The following is an 11468-nucleotide window of genomic DNA, read 5'->3' on the forward strand; positions in this document are numbered from 1 at the left end:
AACCTTTGATTATAAATTGGATAATTGTAGCAAAAAATGCGTTAAAAAAAGCCGTCGAACTTTCTAATCCATAGAATGGATAAAGTTGTCATAAAGTGCATCGAGCTCATGGTCTTTTTCTTTAATATGTGCATTGTCACCGGTTTCAATTGCGGTTTCAAGTACTGCAAGACGTTTGAGAAGATATTGAAATATCTCTTTATTGACATCGGGGATCTTATCGTGACTGAGCGGGGTTTTATCGAATCCGCGTTTAATGACACGTGCGGGGATACCGACCGCTGTTGAATCAGCCGGTACATTTTTCACCACAACAGAATTTGCACCGACTTTGGAGTTGGTCCCAATGGTAATATTCCCCAGCACTTTAGCGCCTGCACCGATGACTGCACCATTTTCTACCGTCGGGTGCCTTTTGCCTTTGGTAAGACTGACCCCACCAAGCGTGACCTGTTGATAGATGATCACATCATCCCCGATGATCGCTGTTTCTCCTATAACCACTCCAACACCATGGTCAATGAAAACCCTGCGGCCGATGGTTGCAGCGGGATGTATATCGATCACTGTGAGAAATTGTCCGATAGCAGAGATAAGTCGTGGAAGGAATCGTAGTCCTTTTTTGTAAAGCGAGTGGGCGATACGATGAAACAAAAGTGCCCATAACCCAGGATAGTTAAAAAAGAGTTCAAAGGTTGAGTGCAGGGCAGGGTCATTCCTTTTTACATTAAGAAAATCTTCTTTGATAAGACTAAATGGGTTCAATTTCAACGCTCCTCGTCAATGGCTTGTATCGTCTTAAGATAGCTGTTTTCACTTAAATAAAGGTAAAGTTTTCCTAAAAGTTCACGTTTCTCTTCATTATTAAGATGTACAGACTCTTCTATATTGTATTTGAGTGTTTTATCCATGAGATAGGTATCATAATCCAGATCATCTAAAATATCCATAATGTTCTGTGCTTCGATCAGATTATCTATCGTATAATTCCCCTCTGCATCAAAGTTTATCACCGCTTCAGTAGGGTGGGTAAAGAGGTTGTGTTTCATCCCCAAGACCTCTTGGTAGGCCCCTGTTAGGAAAAAGGCTAAAAAGTACTCTTCTGTGTCCACATCGATATCATGTAGATACAATGGTAGATCACGGTTAAAGCCTATCTCACCATCGCTGTCACAAGTGATATCCCAAATGCTTGCAGGGTTGGTCGGTTTGGTATCCAAACGGTCTAGAGGCATGATAGGAAAGTGTTGTTCCAATCCCCAAAAATCAGGCAGTGACTGGAAAGCTGAGAAGTTGACAAGGTACTTTTCCTGTATACGGTCTTGCAGTTTTTTAAGTTCATCACTGTCTTCATTCTTGAGCAAGGCGATAGATTTCTTGATGATAAGGTTTACAAGGATCTCTGTATTTGAACGGTCCTCAAGGTCAATGTAACCTAGATCAAAGAGTGTGAGAAGGCTCTCCATATGATCCAGTGCGTCATGTAGGTACTCTCTTGCACGAGCACGGCTTAAAGAGTTGTAAAGGTCATAGAGTTCTTGTATAAGCGGAGGATTGACCTCTTTTAGACGCAGTCCTTTCTCTGTATACTCTTGAGAGAAGAGTTCGAGTACAGGTGCAACAAGCACAGAGTGTGAAGCGGCAATATAACGTCCTGACTCGGTAAAAATATCCGGTTCTTCTACACCTTTTCTTTTAGAGATATCCTGCATAAGGAAAACCACATCATTGGCAAATTCTCGTAGAGAATAGTTTCTTTCCTGTTTATCTTCGTGTTGACTGTATTCAACAGCAAGACCTCCACCAAGATTGATCGCACCAAGTGCATCTGCCCCACGTTTTTTGAGATCTGCATAAATGTTTCCGGCTTCTCTCAATGCTTTTTTAAGTGGAGCAATGTCTCCCATCTGTGAACCTATATGAAAATGGATCATCCAGAGATAGTCTAAAAGCGCATGCTCTTTCAACATTTCATAGGCTTCAAGAAGCTCTGTAGAGGTAAGACCGAATTTGGAACCGTATCCTCCGCTTTTTGCCCAGATACCTATACCTGAACTGTGGAGACGTATACGTACACCAATCTTAGGTGAGATAGGTGTTTCTGCATCCTCATTAAACTCTTTATTGACCTGTATGATCGTCTCTAACTCTGTCAGACCTTCTATAGTAACTGTGATGTTGTGTCCCATCTTTGCAGCAATGAAACAAAGTGATATCATCTCTTTGTCTTTAAACCCATTGACTGTAATAGGTGCACCCAGAGGGGTTTTGGTCATCGCAATGATAATTTCAGCCTTACTTCCCGCTTCGAGGCCATAGTTGTAATTTTTGGAAACATCCATCAGTGCATGCACAAAATTCGGGAATTGATTGACCTTGAGAGGAAAAACAGCTTGAAAGTTTCCTTTATATTTAAATTCCTGTTTGGCTTTTTCAAACGTCTTAAAGAGTGTGGAAATTTGTTTCTCCAGGAGATGAGGGAAACGAAGAAGAAGTGGTCCTTTATAGCCTTTTTCACGTATCTCTTGGGTAATGGAGAGCAGTGACGGCTTCGAGGCATGATTGATATTGATAGTATCACCCTGAATGATAAAGTTTTCATCACCCCAAATGTCTAGACCAAAATTTTTCATAGTAGTGCCTTGTTGTTTTATTATGATAATTATAGCCAAACTTAATCTAATCTTACCTATAATATTTCTTATGATGAAAGAGTTCTTAACGTATGAAACAGACCAAGATCAACTTAAGCTCATCTCTACCGGAGAATGGATGCTTGGTACTGTACTTCAAATAGAAAAAGAACTACTTCAAATTCCTTATGATAAAAAGATCGTTTGGGATGTCTCAGGTATCAGTGATTTTGACAGTGCTGGTGTCTTGCTTTTTATAGACTATTATGAACGATTTCAAAAAGAGACAGAGGTTGAGATTGTAGGGTATACAGAGAATCAAAAAGATATGTATACGCTGCTTCATAAACATATCCCGAAGATCGAACCTCCCAGAAAAAAAGGTATGCTCGAAAACTTGGGTAGAAGAACCTATGAAATATTGGATGAAATAAAGAGTTTCATTACCTTTTTGGGACATCTTTTCTATGCGATGTTCCATACTTTTGTAAAACCTAAAGATATACGTTTTAAAGAGACCATATACCATATTCACCAATCAGGGTTCAATGCCCTGATCATCATCGCCTTGACATCATTTTTAGTAGGGATGGTCATCTCCTATCAGGGGTCTGTTCAGTTGGCCAAGTTCGGCGCAGATATTTTCATCGTAGATACCGTTGCAATATCTATTACCAGGGAGTTGGGGCCTATGATCACTGCGATTGTCATTGCAGGGCGCAGCGGTTCTGCCTACACGGCTGAAATAGGGGCGATGAAAATTACAGAGGAGATAGCTGCGATGCGTACGATGGGGTTTGATCCTTATACTTTTTTGGTACTTCCGCGTATCTTCGCTTTAATGGTAGCACTGCCATTGTTGATCTTCTTTGCCGACCTTATAGGTATCTTAGGTGGTATGGTAGCTGCAAGTATGCAGCTGGATATTTCTATGGGACTCTTTACCCAAAGGCTTTATGAAGTGTTGGAAGTGAAACACTATCTACTCGGTATGATGAAGGGACCGGTATTTGCATTCCTGATTGCTGCTGTAGGATGTTTTAGAGGATTTCAAGTCTCTTATAATACAGAGAGTGTAGGACTTCATACGACAGCATCAGTGGTGAACTCGATCTTTTTAGTGATCGCATTTGATGCACTTTTCTCTGTGATCTTTACGGAGCTTGGACTATGAAACGAGTTATTCAGGTAAATGATGTCGTTACACGGTTTGGAGAAAGAACAGTTCATGATGGCGTGAGCCTTCATATTGATGAAAATGAGATCTATGCGATCTTGGGTGAAAGTGGTTCAGGAAAATCCGTACTGATGAAAGAGATGATCATGCTACTCGAACCCAGTGCAGGAGAAATAAGTATTTTGGGTAAATCATTAAGCCGAATAGGTTTTAAAGAGGCACAGGCCTTACGAAGTGACTGGGGTGTGCTTTTCCAGTTCGGGGCACTTTACTCCTCTTTGACGGTCGCAGAAAATATAGAAGTACAGCTTAAGGAGTATACGGATATCTCAAAAGAGATGAGAGATAAACTGGTACGATCCAAGTTGGCACTTGTTGGATTAGAGCCTCATGTAGGCAGTTTATACCCTTCCGAGCTTAGTGGAGGGATGGTAAAACGTGCTGCCCTTGCAAGAGCATTGGCAATGGAACCGAAGCTCCTATTTTTAGATGAGCCTACATCAGGACTGGATCCCATAGGTGCACGCAATTTTGATGCATTGATCGTGGAACTGCGTGATCTTCTGGGTATCACTGTCGTCATGATCACCCATGACCTTGAGAGTATTTTCAGTATTGTAGATAGGATGGCCGTTTTGGCAGATAAAAAGGTCGTTGCACAGGGTTCGCTGGAAAATGTGTTACAATCACAACATCCCTTTGTAGAAGAATTCTTTAAGAATGAGTACACTAAAGAGAGATTCAAGGATAAGGTTAAAGATGTATAGCAGAGTCAATTATACCATTGTAGGTATCTTCGTACTACTCTTTGGCGCAGGTATGGTATGGTTTGGTTTTTGGCTTGCCAAATATGATCTGCAAGAAGAATTTGATATCTATAAACTTGAAATATATGAGTCTGTTGCAGGTCTTTCTGTAGACTCCAATGTAAAATTACGTGGTGTAGATGTCGGGAGTGTCAGCAATATACGAATTAATCCTCAAGATATCGAAAAAGTTGAAATATTCGTCAAAATAAAAAAAGGCATACCCATCAAAGAGGATATGGTAGCGCATACTGCCATGTTTGGTGTGACGGGACTTTTGTCAATAGAGATCGAAGGTGGTACAAATGCAGCTAAAACCTTGGTTCCTACGGATGACTATATACCGCTGATTAAAACAAGACCTTCATTCCTTACACAGTTAGCAGGTGACATCGGTGGCGCCAGTGGGAAAATTGAATCGCTTTTAGTACAGAGTCAAAAATTGCTTTCAGATGAGAACATTGAAACGTTGGGAAAGATTTTTGATAATATAGAACAAATGACAGCCAAAGGTGAAAAACTGGAAGATAAAGTCATAGTGACACTGGATGAATTTAGAGAATCTCTGGCAAGTATGAATAGGGATTTTAAATTGATACAACAAGATTTTGCAGAAATTAAGCAAGTTTCTATACCTACCATCGATAAATTGATGGAAACAAGTAAGAATTTTAATCGTGTAACACTCAAAGTGGAGAATACCATAGAAAGAGGGGATTATAATCTCAAACAGATCTTTGAACCTATGCTCATAGAGATACGCATACTGACCAATCAGCTCAATACAGTATCAAGACAACTCGAACAAAATCCTAGTGATTTGCTTTTTAAATCCAGAACTTTAAGAAAGGGACCGGGGGAATGAGAAAAAGTAGACTTACCCATATAGTGAGTATGATGATAGTAGCAGGATTCATAGGATGTAGCAAAGCACCTGTAATTAACGTCTATAGTCTCAATGCACCTCAGATACCTATAGAGAGTGCTAATGCCTATAAAGACAAAAGTATCAAAGTGACATTCCCACAAAGTATCAAAGAACCGATGTCTGAAAAAATGCGCTTTTCCTATACAATGAATGATAGAGGAACCTACCAAAATTCCCAATGGTCCAATAACATGAGCAGGCTTTTGCAAGGTACGTTCATAGAAGTGTTAGATAGCAGCAGACTCTTTAAAGTCGTACTTTCAGATATGTCAACCCTTGAAGAGAACTATAGACTAGAAAGTACTATTTTTGATTTTGAACACCAGGTACGGGGCAGAGACTCTTATGCTGTGGTTTCCATACAGTTCACCTTTATTGATGAAGATAGGGGCAGACTGGTAAAAAGTAAAAGATTTTCTTACCAGGAACCTACTCTAACCACAGATGCTAAAGGCTATGCGATTGCAACCAATAGAATCATTGCCAAACTCAGTCAAGATCTCTTGAGGTGGCTTAAATAATATTGATACATCTCATGTATTTTATTGAGTGCAAAAGTGAAAAATCTTAGAATTATCAGGAAATTTGATCAAAAATTATTTTTTATCCAGTAAAAATTGTTTTTTTAAGTAAATACCTATTAACATTTATAATATTAATTATTTGATAGTATTCATAAAAAGGAAAAACAGATGAAAAAAGCGTTGGTAGCAGCTGCACTTTCAGCACACTTGACAACACAACTTTTTGCCGGAGGAGATATCGCTCCTGTTGAGGTAAATGAACCAGCTTTAGAAGAAGTAGCACATGGACACCATGAAGAGTCAAAGTTTTATGTTGTAGTTGCCGGTATGATGTTGCTGGGTGATGAGATCCAACATGGTGAAGCACTCCTTGATGGTGATAATGACTATGGTTATGGCTTTGGTATCGATATAGGGTACAGACTGGGTAATGGGTTTGCACTTGAGTATGACTATACCTATGGTAAGAATACGGTGTATGAGATCACAGCGCATGATGAAGTAAAAGCCACATCAACATACCACACATCAGCATTAGACATCGTGTATACGTATGAAGCGACACATAAACTGGGTATTTTCGGTAAAGTAGGATATGAGTTCGAGTGGGAAGAGATCTCAGAACTTAATATCGATGAGAGAGAAGATGATTTTGTATTTGGTGCAGGTATTGAATATGCACTCAATAAAAAGTATAAACTGCTCGCTGAGTATGAACATTCACTAATAGAAGGACCACATGGAGATGCTATCCTTGCAGGTGTAATGTATAACTTCTAAGAAGTAAAAATTGATACGAAACCTATAGGTTTCGTATTATCATTTAGAGTTCATTGATAGTAATGACTCGCTCTTCTTTACTTTCAAGATCTTTTATCCATAGAGTTCCATTTTTCAGTTCATCTTCTCCAATGAGAACAGCATATTTAGCATTGGATCGGTCTACACCTTTCATATGGCTTTTAAAACCTTTGGAGTTGTACTCAATTGTTACTTTATCCGTAAGACGTTTTTTTGTTGCAAGTTGGAGCAGTGAGGGGATAGCCTCTGGAGTCATCGCACCCATATAGTAACCCTCAGCCTCTTTTTCAGGCATTTTCACAAGTTCCATAATACGTTCGATACCTAGAGCAAATCCTACGGCAGGAGTCGGTTTCCCATCTAGGAACTCAACAAGCCTGTCATAACGTCCACCACCTGCGATAGCACTTTGTGCACCGATTTCACTGCTTACAAATTCAAAGGCTGTTTTTGAGTAGTAGTCCAAACCTCTTACTAGATTGTCATTCACGGTGTATTTAATACCTTCTTGATCCAGTAGCTCTTTAAGCTTTTTAAAGTCCGGGTCACACTCTTCACAAAGGTAGTTTTTAAGTTTAGGAGACTCTACAAGCAATGTTTGACATGTATCATTTTTACAGTCAAGAACACGGATAGGGTTGGTTCCTATTCTTCTGTTACAATCTTCACAAAGTTCCTCTTTGATTTCCGTTAACGAGCTAACCAGTGTCTCTTTATACTTTGGCATACATATTTTACAACCGAGTGAGTTGATCTGTAGTTCATAGCCTATACCCAATGCATCGAAGATCTGTGCGATCATGGTGATGATAGTAAAATCTTCGTAGACAGACCCTTCCCCAAAGCTCTCACATCCAAACTGGTGAAATTCTCTTAGACGGCCTTTTTGCGGTTTTTCATAACGGAACATCGGTCCATAGTAGTAGAACTTTTGTTTGACCGGCTGGCGGTCAAGCTTTGCAGAGATAAAGGCCCGAACCACACCTGCTGTACCTTCAGGACGCATACAGACATCATTTTCACCTTTATCGATGAACTGGTACATCTCTTTCCCTACGATATCAGAGCTTTCTCCTACCGAACGCTTAAAGAGTGCGGTCTCTTCAAGAATAGGTGTCTCAATATATCCATAACCGTAACGCTTTGCGATAGTTGAAGCAGTGTTGATGATATGTTCAAAACGTTCGCTCTCTTCAAAAGTGAGGTCTTTCATTCCACGTAGCGGGTTGATCATAGTGTATTCCTTAAATAGTCTGTTATATGTGTGTGTATGGTCTCTATATCTTCTGTCGCATCTACAAAAAGATGAGGGATACCAAGTTTGAGTATACTTTCTTTCATATGCTCCTGTACCTGTAAAAGATACTCCAAGCCTCTCAGTTCAATGCCGTCTAAACTTTTGGCCGAAGTGCGTTCTTCCAGTGTTTTCATATCGGTCAAAAACAAGATGACCTTGTCCGGGAAATGCCCCTCTAGTGCAAATCGGTTCAGACTCACAAGCTCATCAAAATCAAAGTCACCGTTTGCCAATGCATACCCTATACCAGAGAGAAATCCTCTGTCAGAGATGATGACCTTATCTTGATTTGGGGAGATCACTTCCTGATAGTGTTCCGCTCTGTCTGCCAAGAAGAGCAGGAGTTCAGCACGTTTGGAAGCTAATGAATCAGAAAGGAGGATCTCTCTGGCCTTTTGACCGAATGCCGTGCCTCCGGGTTCATGTGTGACGATGATCTCAGGATGTTTTTGTGAGATCAGTTCGATCTGCGTACTTTTCCCACAGGTGTCTATACCTTCAAAAAGTACATACATTAAAGGACACACTTTATGAGTTTAAATGCTTCAGCAGGCACAAGATGTCCTATCTTCCCATCGAAGTTTAAAATAGAACGAACCACGGATGAACTGACAAAAGCATGTTCCAGGCTCGGCATAAGATAAACGGTCTCTAACTCTTTTTTCAAAGAAGCATTCGCATACCCCATCTGAAGTTCATACTCGAAGTCACTGACTGCCCTCAGTCCTCTTACAATGATATTTGCTTCTAATTCATCTGAAAGATCCACAAGCAAACCTCGAAATCCTATGACTTTTACTGTAGGAAAGTCTTTTGTTGCAGCTTTTACCATATTGATGCGTTGTTCAAGTGTGAACATCGGTTTTTTGGCCTCTGAGTCTGCTACGGCGACGATGATCTCATCAAACATGTGAGATGCCCGACTGATAATGTCTATATGCCCATTGGTTATAGGATCAAACGTTCCGGGGTATATTGCACGTCTATTTTCACTCATGTTCACTCCATCTTTCATATAGATTATTGTCAATACCTAATACATCATACCATTTTCCAATGATAAATTTCTCCATATCTTCCAAAGAAGAGGATTCAGAGTAGTATCCCATCACAGGAGGTGCGATGATGACTCCCAGTGTGGCCAGTTTTTGCATATTCTCCAATGCTATGGCAGAAAACGGAAGTTCTCTGGGTGCAAGCAGTAACTTCTTCTGCTCTTTGATCGCTACAGCTGCGACACGTGTGGCAAGGTTGTCACTGATCCCGCAGGCTACCTTCGCTAAGGTATTCATACTACAAGGAATAATCACTGTTGCATCCACTCTAAATGAACCCGAAGAGACAGACGCTGCGATATTCTCACTGGAGTGTAAGGTCACATTTTTGTTTTCAAAAGACTCTACAGTGAGGGCATTATCTGAAACGATCACATGGACATCGATGTGCTCAGGTAAAAAGTCGACAAACTTCTTACCCAATTGAACACCACTTGCACCGGTAATTGCCACAACGAGTTTCATACTATCTATGCCTTATTTTTTATAAAAGGGATTATAGCAAAAGAAATTAAGAGTTTAGGACTTGGTTTCAAGATTGGATAGTTATGGAGCGGGCGAACGGGTTCGAACCGTCGACCCCAACCTTGGCAAGGTTATGCTCTACCACTGAGCTACGCCCGCATATTGATCATGTGTGTAAAATAATTTGTGAAAGTGGAGCGGGCGAAGGGATTCGAACCCTCGACAGCCTGCTTGGAAGGCAGGAACTCTAGCCACTGAGCTACGCCCGCATGTATTTATGTATATTTTGGTGGTACCGCAGGTCGGATTCGAACCGACACGCCCGAAGGCAGAAGATTTTGAGTCTACCAAGTCTACCAGTTCCATCACTGCGGCATCTGCATTATAAAACGCAGAAGGGATTTTACTCCTAGGGAGCTTAAAGAAGGGTTATACATTACAAATATTATCAGATAAAATATCTATAAATAGTCCGTTCAAGCCGTTAGATTTATATTAAGAGTGTAAAATGGAGTGTAAAGCAACGCGGGGAGATAGGTATCATGAAAAGAGTAGTGGTGATCGGTGGAGGATATGGTGGACTGAGAGCTGTCGAAAAACTATCTAAATATCAAGATATAGCTATCACACTGATCGATAAAAATCCCTATCATTATCTACAAACTGAGGCGTATGGCTATATCGCAGGCCAATTTGATATGCATGACGTTGCGATCGATCTGCAGAATTGGTGTGAAGGATTTAAAGAGAGGGTAACATTCATCCATAAAGAAGCTACTTCTATTGATTTTGAGGAGAAGAGCGTACACTTGGATGGGAGAGATCTCTTTTATGATTATCTCATCATTGCTACAGGTGCAAAAACAAACTTCTTTTCATTTATTGAGGGATTAAGAGAAAACAGTTATGGTGTCAAAAATCTGGAGAGAGCACACAATTTTAGAATAAAGTTTGAAAATATTATCTACAAAAAATTGCAGCATGAAGAGGATTCTAGAGAAGGGAAACTCAATATTGCTGTTGGAGGCGCGGGACTTAGTGGCGTGGAAGTCGCTGCTGAGATGGCTTATGTGTTGGACAGTTACAGTAAAACGATCGGAGATACAGCCAAAGAGATACATATTTATCTCATAGATGCAAGTGATACCATACTCCCAGGTATGGGACAATACAGTATTGACAATACCAAAAAGAGATTGGAGGCACTGGGTGTCAAGATTCTCACAAGTACTTTTATCAACACGGTTGACGCTACACACGTACACTTTAGAAGTGGTGAAAAACTGCCCTATAGTTTCATGATCTTCACGGGTGGGATCAAAGCATCATCACTCAATGATACGATCGATAATGAGAAAAATAGTATCAATCAACTGATTACCACTCCAGAGCTTAATGTTCAAGGTCAAAAAGATGTCTTTGCCATAGGGGACTGTGTGGAGATAAAAGACGCAAAAGGTAACATTTTGCCTCCCACAGCACAGATTGCCGAAAAAAGTGCAGAGTATGTGGCAAAAACCATTAGACAACGCATAGACGGTGTGGAATCCAAGCCATTTGATGCTGATGTCTCGGGTGTTTTTATCGCATTGGGTGGAAAGTATGCAGTAGGTGAAATGTTCAAGTATATCAAAGTGAAAGGGTATGTTGCATATGTACTTAAAAAAGCGATCACACATGCATATTATCTGGGACTACGCTTGCGTATCAATACAGGATTTAAAAATCGTAACAGATAGAGGCCATTGTACAGAAGATGACACTGTCTTCAGCGCTTAGATA

General features: G+C 40.3%; 12 protein-coding genes and 3 tRNA genes. 6 read left to right on the forward strand and 9 right to left on the reverse strand.

All coding sequences use genetic code 11. The features are described from left to right. Window positions 1–63: 63 nt before the first annotated feature. Both cysE and speA read right to left on the reverse strand, forming a co-directional pair. Window positions 64–765, reverse strand: coding sequence for a serine O-acetyltransferase (gene cysE, locus SULAR_RS00850; protein WP_008241952.1), 702 nt, complete (start codon window positions 763–765; stop codon window positions 64–66). A gap of 2 nt (window positions 766–767) precedes the next feature. After that, the gene (gene speA, locus SULAR_RS00855) at window positions 768–2633 is read right to left on the reverse strand and encodes a biosynthetic arginine decarboxylase (protein WP_008241954.1); all 1866 of its coding nucleotides are present in this window, start codon (window positions 2631–2633) and stop codon (window positions 768–770) included. 70 nt (window positions 2634–2703) lie between these two features. Here speA and SULAR_RS00860 point away from each other — a divergent pair, with 70 nt between their 5' ends. The 5 genes from SULAR_RS00860 to SULAR_RS00880 all read left to right on the forward strand — a co-directional run bounded on the left by SULAR_RS00860 (window position 2704) and on the right by SULAR_RS00880 (window position 6848). After that, entirely contained in the window at window positions 2704–3807 is a 1104-nt protein-coding gene (locus SULAR_RS00860) for an ABC transporter permease (RefSeq protein ID WP_008241955.1), read from the forward strand. Next, a complete protein-coding gene (locus SULAR_RS00865) occupies window positions 3804–4577 on the forward strand; it encodes an ABC transporter ATP-binding protein (RefSeq protein ID WP_008241956.1) in 774 nt (257 codons plus the stop codon). The genes SULAR_RS00860 and SULAR_RS00865 overlap by 4 nt, the downstream gene beginning before the upstream one ends. Continuing rightward, window positions 4570–5481: an MlaD family protein gene (locus SULAR_RS00870; RefSeq protein WP_008241957.1), complete on the forward strand. Its 912-nt coding sequence runs from the start codon at window positions 4570–4572 to the stop codon at window positions 5479–5481. The genes SULAR_RS00865 and SULAR_RS00870 overlap by 8 nt, the downstream gene beginning before the upstream one ends. After that, window positions 5478–6065, forward strand: coding sequence for an ABC-type transport auxiliary lipoprotein family protein (locus tag SULAR_RS00875; protein ID WP_008241958.1), 588 nt, complete (start codon window positions 5478–5480; stop codon window positions 6063–6065). The genes SULAR_RS00870 and SULAR_RS00875 overlap by 4 nt, the downstream gene beginning before the upstream one ends. 171 nt (window positions 6066–6236) lie before the next feature. Further along, entirely contained in the window at window positions 6237–6848 is a 612-nt protein-coding gene (locus SULAR_RS00880) for a porin family protein (RefSeq protein ID WP_008241964.1), read from the forward strand. Between the two features lie 43 nt (window positions 6849–6891). Here the strand turns inward: SULAR_RS00880 and hisS are convergent, their stop codons facing one another. From hisS to SULAR_RS00915, 7 genes are all read right to left on the reverse strand, one after another. Next, window positions 6892–8103 (reverse strand): histidine--tRNA ligase, encoded by a 1212-nt coding sequence (gene hisS, locus SULAR_RS00885; protein WP_008241966.1) that lies wholly within the window; start codon window positions 8101–8103, stop codon window positions 6892–6894. Continuing rightward, entirely contained in the window at window positions 8100–8681 is a 582-nt protein-coding gene (gene tmk / locus SULAR_RS00890; RefSeq protein WP_008241972.1) for a dTMP kinase, read from the reverse strand. Before tmk ends, hisS begins: the two co-directional genes overlap by 4 nt. Further along, window positions 8681–9163, reverse strand: coding sequence for a pantetheine-phosphate adenylyltransferase (coaD, locus tag SULAR_RS00895; protein ID WP_008241974.1), 483 nt, complete (start codon window positions 9161–9163; stop codon window positions 8681–8683). The genes tmk and coaD overlap by 1 nt, the downstream gene beginning before the upstream one ends. Beyond that, entirely contained in the window at window positions 9156–9686 is a 531-nt protein-coding gene (locus SULAR_RS00900; protein WP_008241981.1) for a UbiX family flavin prenyltransferase, read from the reverse strand. The genes coaD and SULAR_RS00900 overlap by 8 nt, the downstream gene beginning before the upstream one ends. 84 nt (window positions 9687–9770) lie before the next feature. Further along, window positions 9771–9845, reverse strand: a tRNA-Gly gene (locus tag SULAR_RS00905). A 34-nt stretch (window positions 9846–9879) separates the two neighbouring features. Further along, a tRNA-Gly gene (locus SULAR_RS00910) sits at window positions 9880–9955 on the reverse strand. A gap of 21 nt (window positions 9956–9976) precedes the next feature. After that, window positions 9977–10061: transfer RNA gene (locus tag SULAR_RS00915), tRNA-Leu, on the reverse strand. Between the two features lie 167 nt (window positions 10062–10228). On the opposite strand from SULAR_RS00915, the gene SULAR_RS00920 reads away from it, so the two are divergent. Continuing rightward, window positions 10229–11425, forward strand: a complete 1197-nt coding sequence (locus SULAR_RS00920; RefSeq protein ID WP_008241982.1) for an NAD(P)/FAD-dependent oxidoreductase — start codon at window positions 10229–10231, stop codon at window positions 11423–11425. Window positions 11426–11468: the final 43 nt, after the last annotated feature.

It is taken from the genome of Sulfurovum sp. AR (genome assembly GCF_000296775.1).
In the GTDB taxonomy this organism is placed as follows: Bacteria; Campylobacterota; Campylobacteria; order Campylobacterales; family Sulfurovaceae; genus Sulfurovum; species Sulfurovum xiamenensis.